7 protein-coding genes are annotated in these 16155 nt (G+C 67.2%); 1 reads left to right on the top strand and 6 read right to left on the bottom strand.

Annotated elements, in window-relative coordinates; all coding sequences use genetic code 11:
• From PW843_11865 to PW843_11845, 5 genes are all read right to left on the bottom strand, one after another.
• Positions 1-1119 (bottom strand): hypothetical protein (locus tag PW843_11865; GenBank protein ID MDE1147297.1); only part of this gene is annotated, 1119 nt, incomplete at its 3' end.
• Complete coding sequence (locus PW843_11860) at positions 1037-1252, bottom strand: hypothetical protein (protein MDE1147296.1); 216 nt, start codon at positions 1250-1252, stop codon at positions 1037-1039. The genes PW843_11865 and PW843_11860, both read right to left, overlap by 83 nt.
• On the bottom strand, positions 1249-11136 hold the full coding sequence (locus PW843_11855; GenBank protein ID MDE1147295.1) for a hypothetical protein: 9888 nt from the start codon (positions 11134-11136) through the stop codon (positions 1249-1251). Before PW843_11855 ends, PW843_11860 begins: the two co-directional genes overlap by 4 nt.
• Positions 11137-11425: 289 nt before the next feature.
• The gene (locus tag PW843_11850) at positions 11426-12625 is read right to left on the bottom strand and encodes an IS256 family transposase (GenBank protein ID MDE1147294.1); all 1200 of its coding nucleotides are present in this window, start codon (positions 12623-12625) and stop codon (positions 11426-11428) included.
• 553 nt (positions 12626-13178) lie between these two features.
• A complete protein-coding gene (locus PW843_11845) occupies positions 13179-14033 on the bottom strand; it encodes a mechanosensitive ion channel (protein MDE1147293.1) in 855 nt (284 codons plus the stop codon).
• Positions 14034-14485: 452 nt separating this feature from the next.
• Here PW843_11845 and PW843_11840 point away from each other — a divergent pair, with 452 nt between their 5' ends.
• Positions 14486-15145, top strand: a complete 660-nt coding sequence (locus PW843_11840; GenBank protein ID MDE1147292.1) for an HD domain-containing protein — start codon at positions 14486-14488, stop codon at positions 15143-15145.
• A 66-nt stretch (positions 15146-15211) separates the two neighbouring features.
• Here the strand turns inward: PW843_11840 and PW843_11835 are convergent, their stop codons facing one another.
• The gene (locus PW843_11835) at positions 15212-16135 is read right to left on the bottom strand and encodes a LysR substrate-binding domain-containing protein (GenBank protein MDE1147291.1); all 924 of its coding nucleotides are present in this window, start codon (positions 16133-16135) and stop codon (positions 15212-15214) included.
• Positions 16136-16155: the final 20 nt, after the last annotated feature.

Genomic DNA, 16155 nt, shown 5'->3' with positions numbered 1-16155 from the left:
GGCGATGTAGGCCGCCGTCAGCACGCCGGCGATGGTGCCGCTGTTGTTCAGGGTCCCCAGCGTGCCGCCGATGTAGTCGTTGCTGGCCGCCAGCACCAGGTCCACGTTGGACCCCACGGTGGCCACTCCGCTGCCCAGGGTCAGGCCGGTGACGGTGGAGGTGACGCTGACCCCGCTGTAGCTGGACCCCGCACCGCCCTGCACCAGCACCACGCCCGTGCTGCTGCCCACGATGTAGTTCAGCGTCGGGTCCACGCTGGTGCTGACCGTGCCGCCGCTGATGCTGGCAACACCGCTGACCACCGCCGCGTACGTGCCCAGCACCAGCGTGCCGCTGGCCTGGCTGTAGTTGCCCGTGATGCTCAGCGTGCCGGCCAGCACCAGGCTGGCCCCGCTGTTCACCACCGTGTGGCTGCCCACGCTGATCGCGTCGCCCACCACCTGGGCCCCGCCCGCGAACACCACGTTGCTGGCCGTGTTGCTGATGGTGCCGCCCGTGAGATTGCCGCCGCTGCCGGCCACCACCAGGTCGCCCGACGACAGGTTGGTGATGTTGCCAGCGATGGTGCCGCTGTTGGCGATCGTGCCCAGCGTGGCCGTGGCCGCGTTGTAGATGGCCGTGACGCCGCTGATCAGGCCCTGGTTCGCCAGCGTGCCGATCACGCCGCTGCCGCTGTTGCTGATGCCGATGGCGGAACCGGTGATGGTCCCCAGCAGCGTGCCGAAGCCGATGTTGCCCAGCGCACTGATCGAGCCGGTGTTGTTGACACCGATGGAACCGGAGACCAGGCCCGCGTTCTGCACGATGGTCATGCTGCCGGCGTTGTTCAGGCCCGCCGTCACACCCGTCATGGTCCCGGCATTGCCCAGGCCGAAGAGCGTGCCCTGGTTGTCGACCGCCGCCCCGGTCGTGCCCAGGATGGTGCCGTAGCTGGTCAGCGTGCCGAGGTAGCCCGCATTGGCGATGCCCACCGCACCCGCCATCAGGCCGGGGCTCACCACCGTGCCCAGCGTCCCGTTCAGGATGCTGGTGATGCTACCCAGGTTGCTCACCGCCGCGCTGGAACCCAGCACCGTGCCGCTGTTGGACAGCGTGCCCAGCGTGCCGGTGGCCGCCACATAGACGCGCGTTGTTGGCGCTCAGCGTGCCGCTGTTGGCGATGCTGCCCAGCGTGCCGCCGACGTAGTCGTTGACACCGTAGAGATAGAGGCTGTTGCCCACGGTGGTGCCCGTGGCCTCCAGCCCCGTCACGCCGCTGTTGACGGTGTAGCCGGCTGTAGCTGGACCCCGGTCCCCGCCCGCCCGATCAGGGTGGCACTGGACCGGCCCCGTCTGCCCCGCCAGGAAGGTGGTGGTGCTGGAGGCTGCCCGTCAGCGCGATGGTGCCGCCCGTGACGCTGGCGGCATTGCTGGCCACCAGCCCGCCGCTGATCGCGTTGACCGTCAGCGTGCCCGCCGACTGGCTGTAGCCGCCCGTCACGTTGACGATGCTGGCCAGCAGGACGCTGGCGCCGCTGTTGGCCAGCGTGCCGGTGCCGACGTTGACCGCGTCGTTGAGCAACAGGGCGCCGCTGGCCAGCACCACGCTGGCGAGCGTGCTGGTGATGGTGCCCTGGCCCGACGGACCGGTCAGCGTGCCCACCGTGGTGCCCGTGCCGCCGGTGATGGTCAGCGCGTTGGCGCTGTTGTTGGTGATGTTGCCCTGGATCAGGCCGCTGTTGGCCAGCACACCCAGGGTGCCGGTCGAGGCGATGTACACCGCCGTGGCCGCACTCAGGGTGCCGGTGTTGGACAGCGTGCCGATGCTGCCGCCGACATAGTCGTTGTTGACCGACAGCAGGAAGGTGTTGCCGCTGATGCTGCCCGCCGCACCCAGGCCGGCCACGCCCGCAACCGCCGCCGTGGCGCCGGTGTAGCTGGACCCCGCCCCACCCTGCACCAGGGTGTAGGCGCTGCCCACCAGGTACACGCCCGTGGCCGACAGGCTGGCCAGCACCGTGCCGCCAGTGATGCTGGCCGCCCCCGTCACCACCAGCCGGCTGACGCCGGGGTTGACCGACAGCGTGCCCGAGACCTGGCTGTAGTTGCCCGTCACCGTCACGGTGCCGCCCAGCACCAGGCTGGCCCCGCTGTTGACCACCGTGTGGCTGCCCACGTTGACCTGGTCGGCCAGGAGCTGGCTGCCGCCCGCGAACACCACGTTGGAAGAGGTGTTGCTGATGGTGCCACCGGTCAGTGTGCCGCCGCTGCCGGCCACCACCAGGTCGGCCGACGACAGGTTGGTGATGTTGCCGGCGATGGTGCCGCTGTTGGCGATGGTGCCCAGCGTGGCCGTGGCCGCGTTGTAGATGGCCGTGACGCCGCTGATCAGGCCCGCGTTCGCCAGCGTGCCGATCACGCCGCTGCCGCTGTTGCGGATGCCCGTCGCCGACCCGACGATGCTGCCCAGCAGCGTGCCGAAGCCGATGTTGCCCAGCGCACTGATCGTGCCGGTGTTGTTGACACCGATGGAGCCGGAGACCAGGCCCGCGTTCTGGACGATGGTCATGCTGCCGGCATTGTTCAGGCCCGCCGTCACGCCCGTCATGGTGCCGGCGTTGCCCAGGCCGAAGAGCGTGCCCTGGTTGTCGACCGCCGCCCCCGTCGTGCCCAGGATGGTGGCGTAGTTGGTCAGCGTGCCGAGGTAGCCCGCATTGGCGATGCCCACCGCACCCGCCATCAGGCCGGGGCTCACCGCCGTGCCCAGCGTCCCGTTCAGGATGCTGGTGATGCTGCCCAGGTTGCTCAGCGCGGCACTGGCGCCCAGCAGCGTGCCGCTGTTGAACAGCGTGCCCAGCGTGCCCGTGGCCGCCACATAGACCGCGTAGTCGGCGCTGATGCTGCCGGTGTTGGCGATGCTGGCCAGGCTGCCGCCGACATAGTCGTTCAGGCCCAGGACCACCAGGTTGGTGCCGCTGGTGGTGCCGCCCACCGCCAGGCCGGCCACGTTGCCGACCGCGACCGCAGCACCGCTGTAGCTGGAACCGGCGCCGCCCGCCACCAGGGTGGTGGAACTGGCCACACCCGCCAGGTAGTTGGCGGTGCTGGACAGGCTGGCCGTCACCGTGCCGCCGGTGATGCTGGCGGCACCGCTGACCACCAGCTGGCTGGCGCCAAGGCCCAAGGTGCCGGCCGACTGGCTGTAGCCGCCGGTGACCGAGACGATGCTGGTCAGCAGGACGTTGGCGCCGCCGTTGACCAGGGTGCCGGTGCCGACATTGATGGCGTCGTTCAGCACCAGGTTGCCGGACGCCAGCACCACGTTGGCGAGCGTGCTGGTGATGGTGCCCTGGCCCGACGGGCCCGTCAGCGTGCCCACCGTGGCGCCCGTGCCGCCCGCGATGGTCAAGCCGGTGGCGCTGAAGTTGACGATGTTGCCCTGGATCAGGCCGGTGTTCACCAGCGTTCCCAGGGTGCCGGTCGAGGCGATGTAGACCGCCGTGGCAGCACTCAGGGTGCCGGTGTTGGACAGCGTGCCGATGCTGCCGCCGACATAGTCGTTGCTGACCGACAGCAGGAAGGTGTTGCCGCTGATGCTGGCCGCGGCACTCAAGCCCGCCACGCCCGAGACCGTCGCCGTGGCGCCGGTGTAGCTGGACCCCGCCCCGCCCTGCACCAGGGTGTAGGCGCTGCCCACCAGGTAGTTGGCCGTGGCCGACAGGCTGGCCAGCACCGTGCCGCCAGTGATGCTGGCCGCCCCCGTCACCACCAGCTGGCTGGTGCCGGGGGTGACCGACAGCGTGCCCGAGACCTGGCTGTAGCTGCCCGTCACCGTCACGGTGCCGCCCAGCCCCAGGCTGGCGCCGCTGTTGACCACCGTGTGGCTGCCGACATTGAGCTGGTCCGCCAGGAGCTGGCTGCCACCCGCGAACACCACGTTGGAAGAGGTGTTGCTGATGGTGCCACCGGTCAGTGTGCCGCCGCTGCCGACCAGCACCAGGTCGGCCGACGACAGGTTGGTGATGTTGCCGGCAATGGTGCCGCTGTTGGCGATGGTGCCCAGCGTGGCCGTGGCCGCGTTGTAGATGGCCGTGACGCCGCTGATCAGGCCCGCGTTCGCCAGCGTGCCGATCACGCCGCTGCCGCTGTTGCGGATGCCCGTCGCCGACCCGACGATGCTGCCCAGCAGCGTGCCGAAGCCGATGTTGCCCAGCGCACTGATCGTGCCGGTGTTGTTGACACCGATGGAACCGGAGACCAGGCCCGCGTTCTGGACGATGGTCATGCTGCCGGCATTGGACAGGCCCGCTGGTGACACCGGTCATGGTGCCGGCGTTGCCCAGGCCGAAGAGCGTGCCCTGGTTGTCGACCGCCGCCCCGGTCGTGCCCAGGATGGTGGCGTAGTTGGTCAGCGTGCCGAGGTAGCCGGCGTTGGCGATACCCACCGCACCCGCCATCAGGCCGGGGCTCACCGCCGTGCCCAGGGTGCCGTTCAGGATGGTGGTGAGGCTGCCCAGGTTGCTCAGCGCGGCACTGGCGCCCAGCAGCGTGCCGCTGTTGAACAGCGTGCCCAGCGTGCCCGTGGCCGCCACGTAGACGGCGTTGTTGGCACTGATGGTGCCGGTGTTGCTCAGCGTGCCCACGGTGCCGCCGACATAGTCGTTCAGGGCCTGCAGGTACAGGGTGTTGGCGATGTTCGTGCCCGTCACCTCCAACCCGGTGACATCCACCCCATAGGTCAGGTTGGTGTAGCTCGACGCCGCACCCGCCGCCACCAGCGCCGTGCTGACCTGGCCCGCCGTCGCGTTCATGGTGCCGGGCACGTTGGTGGCCAGCACCGTGCCGCCGCTCATGGTGGCGGCACCGCTGACGAACAGTTCACCCCCGCCATTGCGGATGACCAGCGTGCCGGTCGACTGGCTGAAGTTGCCCGTCACCGAGACGTTGCCCGTCACCGTCGCCGAGGCGGCGTTCACCAGGGTACCGGTGCCGACATTGACCTGGTCGTTCAGCAGCAGGTTGCCCGACGCCAGCAGGACGTTGGCCAGCGTGCTGGTGATGGTGCCCAGGCCCGACAGGCCGGTCAGGGTGCCCACCGTGGTGCCGCTGCCGCCGCTGATGGTCAGGACGCGCGACGCCAGGTTGACGATACCGCCCTGGATCAGACCGGTGTCGGACAGGACGCCCAGGGTGCCGCCCGAGGCCACCTGCACCGCGATGGAACCCGCGATGGTGCCGCTGTTGGCCAGCGTGCCCAGCGTGCCGGTGCTGGCGACATAGACCGCACCGGTGCTGGCGCTGTTGTAGGTCAGCGAACCGGTGTTGCTGAGGGTCGCCTGGCTGCCGCCGACATAGTCGTTGCCGACCACCGCCAGCAGGTTGTTGCCGGCGACACTGCCCGTCAGGCCCAGGCCGGTGATGCCGCCGCCCGCCACCACACTGGCGTCGTAGCTGGAGCCCGTGCCACCCACCACCAGGGTGACGTTGCTGCCGCCCGCCACATAGTTGCCGGTGGCGTTGAACCCGGCGGAGGTGACGGTGCCCACCGTGATGTTGGCCGCACTGGTGACCGACAGCACGGCACCGCTGGCCAGGACCAGCGTGCCGATGGAGCCTTGCGCATAGGCGCCCGTCACCGTGACGCTGTTGGCCAGGCGCAGCGAGGCGCCGGCGTTGGTCACCGTCTGGCCGGTGGCGGTGATGTTGTCGTTCAGCAAAAGGTTGCCGCTGCTGAACACCAGGCCGGCGGAGGTGATGCTGATCAGGCCCTGGTCGGCGCTGCCCAGGCCGGTGCTCACGCCGGTCAGCGTGCCCACCGTGGCGCCGGTGCCGCCGCTGATGGTCAAGGCGCTGGCCGCCGCGTTGGTGATGTTGCCGGCGATGGTGCCGCTGTTGGCGATACCGCCCAGCAGCGCGCCGCTATTGGACAGGGCCCGAGCGGCGTTGATCAAGCCGCTGTTGACCAGGGTGCCGATGGTGCCGGCGTTGAAGATGCCCGTCGATCCGCCGCCGATGACACCGCCCACCGCGTTCAGGACGGTGCCAATGGTGCCGCTGGCGAGGTTCACCAAGCCGGTGGAGCCGTTACCGACGATGGTGCCGCTGTTGCTGATCAGGCCGATGGAACCGGCGTTGTTGATGGCGGTGGACGCGCCCGACAGCGTCGCGCCAGCGGCGTTGACCAGCGTGCCGAGGACACCGAGCGGGCGGTTGACGTAACCCAGGTTATCACCGTGGATGACGCCGTTGTTGACCAGCGTGCCGATGGTGGCGACGGAACCGGACCAGATGCCGGTGCTGCCGCTACTGATCAGGCCGTTGTTGGTCAGGGTGGCGATGAACCCTTCGTTATGGATGCCGCTGCGGGCGTCGCCGGTGATGGTGCCATCGTTGGTCAGGCCGGCGATGGTGCCGCCGGCATAGTTCGCGATGCCGGTGTAATCGTCACGGATCACAGCGCCGGTGTTGTTGGTCAGCGTGCCGATGGTGCCGCTGTTGAAGAGGGCGACATGGTAGGCGCGGGAATTCAGCACCATGACGCCGCCAGCCAGCGTGCCGCTGATGCTGCCGCTGTTGGTCAGCGCATCAATCGTGCCGCCGACGTTGGCGATGGCGGCCACCGCGTTGTAGCCGGTGCCGATGGAGTTGGTGATGATGCCGTTGACGGCGATCACGCCGCTGTTGGACAGGGTGGTGATGCTGCCCTGGTTCTGCACGCCGGCGATGACGTTGTAGGTATGGGCGCTGATGGTGCCCGAGGCGGCGATGGTGCCGCCGGCGGCGTTGACCAAGGTGCCCAGCGTGCCGGAGTTCGCGATACCGGCCACCAAATGATGGCCGTTGCTCATGGTGCCAGTGGGATCGCTGATAGTGCCGGTGGCGGTGATCACGCCGCTGTTGGACAGGGTGGTGATGGTGCCGCCGTTCTGCACACCGGCGATGACGTTGTAGGTATAGGCGCTGATGGTGCCCGAGGCGGCGATGGTGCCGCTGTTGGTCAGCGTGCCGATGGTGGCGTAGTTGACGACGCCGGCAGCACCGCTGCTGCCATTGGAGGCGGTGCCGGTGATCAGCCCGGCGTTGGCGATGGTGGACAGCAGGCCGCTGTTGTAGATGCCGTAGCCGCCGGCGATGGTGCCGGACGCCTGGTTGTTCACCAGGGTGATGGTGTTGCCGTTGTAGATGCCCGAGTTGGGCAGGCTGTCCTGGATCAGGCCGCTGTTGTCGATGGTGCCGATGACGCCGGAGAAGTTGCCGATACCCACCCGGCCGGCGATGGTGCCGGAGTTGACCAGCGTGCCGATGCTGGCCACCAGCGTGCCGGACGACGCCAGGAAGATGCCGTAGCCGTCACTGGCCTCGGCATCCAGCACGCCGATGTTGGTCAGGGTGCCGATGCTGGCGGTGCCGGCCACGAACAGGGCGGCGTTGGGCACGTATTGGGTCGCGTTGTAGGTGCCCAGCACGATGGTGCCGGCCTGGGTGAAGGACGCCGTGCTGGTCCCGAAATAGTCGTTCTGGATCGAGGCCAGCAGGTTGTTGCCCACCTGGGTGCCGGCGACGCCCAAGCCATCCACGGTGGAATAAACCACCGGCACGCCCTGGACGGCGCTGGTCAGGGTGTAGAATGACGCCGCACCCGCCTGCACCAGGGTGGTGGTCTCGCCCGCCACATGGTTGGTCAGGCCATCAAAGCTGCCGACCTGGATGTAGCCGTCGCTGATGGTGGCGGAACCGGTGACGATCAGCTTCTCACCCACGCCCAGCGACAGGGTGCCGTTGGGGTTGTCTTGCCGGTAGTTGCCGCTGACCGTGACCCCCGGCGCCACGCTGAGCGTGCCGTTGGTGACGTACAGCAGGCCGCTGCCCACGTTGACCTGGTCGGCGATACGGACATTGCCGTTGGCCACCACCACGTTGCTCAACGTGTTGGTGATGGTGCCCAGCGTCCCGCCGGCACCGGTGAAGGTCCCCACCGTGCCGCTGGCGCCACCCACCAGGTTCAGGGCGGCGCTGCCGTTATTGACGATGTTGCCCTGGATGACGCCGCTGTTGGACAGGGTGCCCAGGGTGCCGGCACTGGAGATGTAGATCAGCGTCTGCACGCTGGGGGAGCTGAGCGTGGTGCCATTGGCGACGGCGATGGAGGCCAGGCTGTCGCCGACATAGTCGTTGAGGACGGTGCCCCACAGGCTGTTGCCCTGGGTGTAGCCGCCCAGGGTCAGGCCGGCGATGCCGCTGCTGTAGGTGATGCTGGTGTAGCTGGACCCCGCACCGCCGGCGACGATGGGCGTCAGGCCGGCCGGGCCGATCAGGTAATGATAGGCGGAGGTGGCGCCAACCACGGAATAGCTGACGCCGCTGAGCACGGCGGCGCCGCTGACGATCAGTTCGCCGCCGCCGCCGGCCTCCAGCAGGGTGCCGCCGGTCTGGCTGTAGTTGCCGGTGACGTTGATGGCGGCGTTGAGCAGGACCGAGGCCCCATCGGCCACCACCGCGTGCGTGGTGCCGCCCACGTTGACGCCATCGTTCAACAGCACGTTGCCCGCCAGGGTCACGTTGGACAGCGAATTCTGGATGCTGCCCGTGGCCGTGCCGCTGAGGCCGGTATAGGTGCCGTAGGTGCCGGCGCTGCCGCCCAGCAGGGTCAGGTCGTTGGCGCTGAGGTTGACGATGTTGCCCTGGATGGTGCCGCTGTTGGACACCGCCCCCAGGCTGGCGCCTGAGGCCACGTACACCGCCGAGGTCGAAGTCAGGTTGCCGGTGTTGGTGACCGTGCCGTAGGTGGTGGCGATGTAATAGTTCTGCACCTGGGCCAGCAGGCTGTTGCCGCTGATGCTGGCGCCGGCGTTGATGCCGGTGCCGGATGCCCGGACCACGCCGGTCAGGGTACCGTTGCTGAGGGACAGGCCGCCATCGGCGGTGACCAGGGTGATGCCCTCACCCGGGGTGTGGTTGACGCTGGTGTCGAAGGCGCCCAGCACCGTGCCGGCGATGCTGGCCGCCCCGCTGATCGACAGTTGGGTGGTGCCCAGCGACAGCGTGCCCAGGCTGCCCTGGACGAAGGTGCCGGCGATGGTGGCGACACTCTGGCTGCCGAAGCTGAGGTTGGCGCTGTTGTTGAGGACCGTCCGGCCGGTGGCGACGATGGCGTCGTTCAGCAGGATGTTGCTGCGGACCGTGCCATCGCCGAACACCAGGTTGCTGAGGGTGTTGTTGATGGTGCCCACGGTGCCGGTGAGGCCGGTGAAGGTGCCGACTGTCGTGCCGGAACCGCCGGTGATGCTGAGGTCGCGGGCCGCCAGGTTGGTGATGCTGCCCATGATGGTGCCGCTGTTGACCAGCGTGCCGATGGTGCCGAGGCTGCTGATGCGGATGGCGGTGCGGGCGCTGATGATACCGGTGGCGTTGTTCAGCAGCGTGCCGAGGGTGCTGTACAGCGTGGTGCCGCCCGACGTGTAGCCATCGACGAGAATGGCGGCGACGGTGCCGGTGCCGGACGCGCTGGCGTTCTGGATCAGGCCGCTGTTGCTGAGCGTGGTCAGGGTGCCGGAGGTCAGCGTGGTGGTGCCGCCGACATAGACGGCGCCATAGGTGGTGGACTGGTTGCGGATCGTGCCGCTGTTGTTGACCTGGCTGATGGTGCCGGCGACAAAAATGTCGATGCCGGTGCTGGTGTGGGTCACCAGGCCGGCATTGGTGATGGTGCCGATGACACCGCCGGGATCGTTAAGGGCGGCCAGCGCGGCCGACATGATGGTGCCGGTGGCGTTGTTGGTGATGGTGCCGATGCTGGCGCCGAGGGTGGCGAAGATGCCGCCGGCGCCGCCGCTGTTGCCGCTGATCAGGCCGCTGTTGGTGATGCCGCCGATGGAGCCGCCGATGCTGACCCGCACGGCGTAGAAGCCGGAAATGGTGCCGGTCGCGGCGTTGACCAGGGTGCCCAGGCGGCCGGTGCCGGCCACGTAGACGGCGGAGATGGAGCCGGTGGGCGCCAAGACGCCGGTGTTGCCGATGGAGGCCAGGGTGCCGCCGATATAATCGTTGGCGACGGACAGGATCAGGTTGATGCCGCTGATGGCGCCACTGGCCGAGACCACCGTGGGCGACAGGCCGATGGTGTTCACCACCACGGAACTGTAGTTCGAGCCGGTGCCGCCGGCGACCAGGGTAGTGACGGACCCGCCGGTGGCCAGGTAGTTGCTCGTGGCGTTCAAGGTGGCGACGACGGTGCCGCCCACGGTGGCCGAGCCCGACACGGCCAGCTTGCCGCCGTTCTGCACCACCAAGGTGCCGGCCGACTGGTTGTAGTTACCGGTGACGCTCACCAGCGTGGTGAGGGTGACGGCGGCGCCCGTGTTGCTGAGCGTGTGGCCCGTGACGGTGACGTTGTCGTTCAGCAGGATGTTGCCGGTCGACAGCACGACATTGCCGCCGGTATTGCTGATGACGCCCAGGTTGCCGATGGTATAGCCGGTCAGCGTGCCGATGGTGGTTCCGCTGCCGCCCGCGATGGTCAGGTCGGTGGTGTTGTCGTTCTGGATGTTGCCAGCGATCGTGCCACTGTTGGAGATCAGGCCGATGGAACCCGAAATGGCGCCGGTGCCGGTGCCATTAAGATTTTGGATGGCGTATTGCCAGCCCTGTATCAGGCCGGTGTTCGCGTTGGTCAGGGTACCGATGACGCCATCATTGTAGACGCCGACGCCGCTGGGGATGGTGCTTCCAATGGTAGCGCCAAGGATGGTGCCGGAATTAACCAGATTGGTGATCGTGGCATTGTTGTTGGATATGCCAAGTTCCGTGCCCCGGATGATACCGGTATTGGCCAGCGTGCCAATGCTGGTCTGCTGGTTGTTGATGCCGGAGTAGCTGCCACCCACGTAACCGTTGTTGGTCAACGTGCCGATGGCGGCCGTGATGGACATCGCCGTATAGACGCCCGAGAGCGTCACACCGCTGTTGACGACCACGGTGCCCTGGGCGGTGTTGATGTTCACCGGGCTACTGGTGCTGGCAGAGAAGATCGTATTGCCATGGGCAGCTTGCGGCAGTGCCAAGCTTGTGCCAATGGCGAGGGCGGAGGACCCCAGCAGGAACGCGGCTTTCGTCTTCTTGTTGATGCCGTAACCGCGAACATCCGCCTGCTTGAGCATAACGCCTCTCTCCAACCATCCGTTGTGGCGCGGCGGCGTCGATATGCCGAAAGGCGGCCTTGGGGTACCGCGCCGGGGTAGACCACCCCCGCGCCCCAATCCGCTTCACGTCAGTCCGACCTGTTCCACCGCGTCAGATTCCAAGGCTCCCCGCCCCAGGCTCCAGTTTCCTACCCGCATAGGTAAGCACTGGTCGTTCTGAAGTAGAGGGGCGGTGGTGATCGTGTCCCAGGTCGTGGTGTAAGAAGCGCCCGGTCATTTTGGTCTCCGGCGCGTTTGGCCGGGACGATCATGCGGCGACAGTGGGCAGCATGATGGTTGGATCATCGCCGACGGCGGCGATGGTTTCCAGGGTCATGTAGCGACCGCGCTGAACTGCCCATTCATCGTTGATCTCCATGAGGACGGCACCCACCAGGCGGGTGATGGCGTCCTCGTTCGGGAAGATACCGACGACCTCGGTACGGCGCTTGATCTCGCCGTTGAGGCGTTCGATGGGGTTGGTGCTGTGCAGCTTTGCCCTGTGGGCGGCGGGGAAGGACATGAAGGCCAGGACGTCCTCCTCGGCCTCGTCCATCAGGGCGGCGAGCTTGCCGACCTTGGGTCGGAGTTGATCGGCGACCTGGCGCCACTGGGTCCGGGCGGCGGTGGCGTCATCCTGGGCAAAGGCGGTGCCGATGAAGGCAGCCACCACACGGCGGCCTTGCTTGCCGGCGTGGGCCAAGGCGTTGCGCATAAAGTGGACACGGCAACGCTGCCAGGTGGCACGGAATACGCGGGCGACAGCGGCCTTGATGCCCTCGTGGGCATCGGAGACGACCAGCTTGACGCCACCCAGGCCGCGGCGTTTGAGCTTGCGCAGGAACTCTACCCAGAAGGTCTCGGCTTCCGAGGTGCCGATGTCCATGCCCAGGATCTCTCGCCGACCGTTGGTATTGACCGCCACGGCGATGGTGACGGCCACGGAGACGATGCGGCCGTTCTGGCGGACCTTCACATAGGTGGCGTCGATCCACAGGTAGGGCCAGTCGCCTTCCAGCGGCCGTTCCAGGAAGGTCTTAACCCGGCCGTCGATCTCCTCGCACAGCCGGCTGACCTGGCTCTTGGAGATGCCGGTCATGCCCATGGCCTGGACCAGGTCGTCCACCGCGCGGGTGGAGACGCCCTGGATGTAGGCCTCCTGGATCACGGCGGTCAGCGCTTTCTCCGCCATGCGGCGGGGCTCCAGGAAGCCTGGGAAGTAGCTGCCCTTGCGCAGCTTGGGGATGTGCAGTTCCACCGTGCCGGCGCGGGTATGCCAATCGCGGTCACGGTAGCCATTGCGCTGAACCAGGCGGTCGGCCGACCGTTCGCCGTGGCCGGCACCGGTCAACTCCTGAACCTCCAGTTCCATCAGTCGCTCGGCGGCAAAGCCGATCATCTGTCTCAGGACATCGGCGTCTGCGCCCTTTTCAAGCATCACGCGCAGCGCCATCATCGGGTCGGTCATCGTGGTCACCCTCGGTTGGGGATGTGTTGTGGTGACCAAACTCTACCGAAGAACCGCGATGACCGCCCGCCGTGTCAGGCCTTCCAGCCGGCTATGCCGGCCTCCACGCCTGACACGGCGGAGGCGCTCCTACACCACGCAGTGGGACGTGACCGCGGTGGTTGTCAATTGTCTCTTGTGGGGCCGCAACTAACTGGGCGCGCACGATGGCGAAATCGGCAGTTTTGCCTTGCCGTTGGCGTTAATCCAACGGCGTCACATTTAATCACAATTGGCAATTTGTTAAAGAAACCTTAATGGATTGAACAGACCCTACCCTTTCTGGGTAGCGCAAATGGCGAAAACCCAGCCTTTTTGGCCAGTCCGTTAACCGTCACGCTGCAACATTTTCGGAAGGCGGGAAGAACGGACGGGGCGCCGCCTGGGTGCGGCGCATCGGCAACAGTGGCGGCAAAAGTCCCTCACGGGACACGGCAATACAAAACCGGCGCCCCTGGAAGGGACGCCGGCCAAACATCACGGGACATGTGTCCAGGGACTCGGGGGAGCCCCCTCAGGACGCCGGCGGGCTTTCCGGTTCGCCGGTCGGCAACCGGGTGGCACGGATGGCGCGGATCAGGTCGCTTTTCACCGCGGGCACGATATCGTCAGCGGTGGAGAAACCCACCACCACGTCCAGCGCCCGCGTATCGCCGCTGCGGTCGAACAGCACGGTGGGCGACAGGACGCGGTCGTCCGCCGCCAGGACGCCGCGCACCGCCTCGGCCACGCCATCCAGGTCGCTGGTTTCCGGAATGCGGAAGCGCAGTTCGCCAGCGTGGGGCGGCGTCGGGTGGGTGCTGAGGTTGCGCAGCACCTGGCCCCAGACGCCGCTGTTGGGGATGATGATCTGGATCTTGTCGTCGGAGATCAATTCGGTCCAGAACAGCGACAGGTCCTGCACCGTGCCGGTGACCCCGCCCACCTGAATCTTGTCGCCGATCGTGAACGGCCGGAAGATCAGCAGCATGACGCCGGCCGCCAGGCTGGACAGGGTGCCCTGCAAGGCCAGGCCGATGGCCAGGCCGGCGGCACCGATGACCGCCACCAGGCTGGTGGTCTGGATGCCGAACTGCGCCAGCACAGCCAGCACAGTCAAGGTCAGCACGGCATAGCGCGCCATGCTGGCGAAGAAGCCGCGCAGCATCTCATCGAAATGCGGCGTGCGGCTGAGCACGGTGTGGACCACGCGGGCGACCTTGCCCGACAGCCACATGCCGACCAGCAGGATCAGGATGGCCGCCAGCAGGTTGACGCCGTTGGTCACCACCCAGGGGATGAGCGCATTCAGGCTCACCAGGAAGGCCTGGGTCTTCTGGTCCACCGTGTTGAGCACGGGAACATCCGAGGCAAGCGACGTCAGATGCATGTTCAAGGCCTCCGTTCGGCAATGTTGGCGCGGCACAACTTAGGGGAGGATGCACGGTTCCGCCAGCCTTCGACGTTTAATTTCAGTGATACGCGCGGCCTTTAATCGTAACCGATCAAAGGCCCCCTCAGGCGCCGGGCGCCGGCATCCGCCGGCTTGGCTGTCCTCATTCCGCCCTGCGGTGCTCACTGCGGGGCCGGCCGTCGCCGGCCTCCAGCAGCACAAGTCAAAGTTTTGTTCCGCTGGTATGACACCCCATTCCACGGGCCGCCGCCCCCGGGGATGAGCCGGCCGGCGCCGGGCCACGGCATCGCCCCGTTGGCAGGAAATACCGCATGATTGGCAGGATCCCCGCCCGGGGCCGCGTTGCGGCGATGGGCATCGCGGGCGGATAAAATGGGGGTCGGCGCTTCCACAGGGCCGGCGCATTGGACCCCCAGGAGGCTTCCGCCATGAGCACCACCCTGATTTCCATACCGTCCATCGGCGGCGTCACCATCCCCGACAGCACGCTGGCCCGTGAGATCGCCACCTACATCCGCGACACCGAAAGCGACCTGCTGTTCAACCATTCCAGCCGGGTCTACCTGTTCGGCGCCCTGGCCGGCGCCCGGCGTGGGCTGAGCTTTGATGCCGAGCTGCTGTACGCCGCCGCCATGTTCCACGACGCCGGCCTGACGCCGCAGCACAGCAGCGCGCACCTGCGGTTCGAGGTGGATGGCGCCAACGCCGCCCGCGACTTCCTGAAAAGCCACGGCATCACGCCGGTGGACCTGGACACCGTGTGGACCGCCATCGCCCTGCACACCACACCCGGCATACCGGAGTTCATGCATCCGGTGGTGGCGCTGACCACCGCTGGGGTGGAGATGGACGTGCTGGGCCTGGCCTATGACCAGTACCCGGACGACATCCGCGAGGCGGTGGTCAAGGCCTTCCCGCGCCCGGCGGCCTTCAAGGAAGAGATCATCCAGGCCTTCTATGACGGTATCAAGCACAAGCCGGACACCACCTTCGGCAACGTCAAGGCCGACGTCATCGCCGACAAGGAACCGCACTTCCACCGCGGCAACTTCTGCAGCGTCATCCGCGGGTCGCACTGGCACGGATGAGCGGCGGAGGCGTCGCCATCGGCGGCGCCCGCCACGCCCTGCCGGGTGGCTGCATCGGAACCCCCGTCATAGGGGTTCGGCATATCGGATGATGCTTTGATTCCGAACGTTGGCGACCAATTCATCGGACCGGGATAACAGCCGGCGCAGCACGGTGGAGGAATTCGCCGCGTTGTATCCCAGGCAAAGATCGATTGCCGGGGGTACGCCGTCGAGCGCCCGGGCGACAACGTTCGGCGTCAGCATGTTTTGCGCATAAAGCGGAATAAGCGTCACCCCGCCCGTGGAAACGACCAACGACATGGCCGACGGCAGGTTGTCGCCTTCGTACTGCGCCTTGAGCGTGATCCCTACCGTTGCCGCGTACTCCTGGATCACGGATTTCAAGATCGGGGAAATCCGCGCCGAACTGACATAGGTTTCGCTGGCGAGATCCTGCGGCCTGATCTTCTTGCGCGAGGTCAGGCGATGGTCCGCCGGCAGCACGGCGATCAGGGGTTCCTTCGCCAGGAACTTGAAGGACAGGCCGACGGTCTGCGTCTCGGGACGAAGGAAGGCCACGTCCAGTTTCCCCCGCATCAACGCCAGGGCCAGGTCCGGGGAGGATTGGCTGCTGAGCGTAATTTCAACGCCTGGCGCCTCCTCACGCAGGATACGCAGGGCGTGGGGTAGCCACACGACCTCCTGCCCGGCCAGGAATCCCATGGCGAACACGGGCTTTTCCGGCTGCTCCACCTTCCGGGCGGCGTCGGTCGCCGCCTGGACCTGCAAAAGCGCCAACCGTGCGTGATCGAGAAAAACCCGCCCGGCGGCGGTAAGCGCCACGCCGCGCGGCTGCCGTTCCAGCAGCTTCACGCCGACTTCGGCCTCCAGGTCGCGGATCTGCCGGCTCAGCGACGGCTGGGAGGTGTTCAGCCGCCGCTGGGCGGCGGTCAGCAAGCTGCCCTCCTCCGCCACGGCAATGAAATAGCGCAGATGCCGGAGTTCCATCGGGGCCCTCGCTATACCTT

The sequence above is a fragment of the Azospirillaceae bacterium genome (assembly GCA_028283825.1).
Classification (GTDB): Bacteria; Pseudomonadota; Alphaproteobacteria; order Azospirillales; family Azospirillaceae; genus Nitrospirillum.
Note: the sequence above shows the minus strand (reverse complement) of the source record. Positions and strands in the feature narration are given on the sequence as shown.

Bases quoted from the DNA above. Each gene is read 5' to 3' on its own strand.
- PW843_11855 (MDE1147295.1), bottom strand. From the start codon at position 11,136: ATGCTCAAGCAGGCGGATGTTCGCGGTTACGGCATCAACAAGAAGACG.
- PW843_11850 (MDE1147294.1), bottom strand. From the start codon at position 12,625: ATGACCGACCCGATGATGGCGCTGCGCGTGATGCTTGAAAAGGGCGCA.
- PW843_11845 (MDE1147293.1), bottom strand. From the start codon at position 14,033: ATGCATCTGACGTCGCTTGCCTCGGATGTTCCCGTGCTCAACACGGTG.
- PW843_11840 (MDE1147292.1), top strand. From the start codon at position 14,486: ATGAGCACCACCCTGATTTCCATACCGTCCATCGGCGGCGTCACCATC.
- PW843_11835 (MDE1147291.1), bottom strand. From the start codon at position 16,135: ATGGAACTCCGGCATCTGCGCTATTTCATTGCCGTGGCGGAGGAGGGC.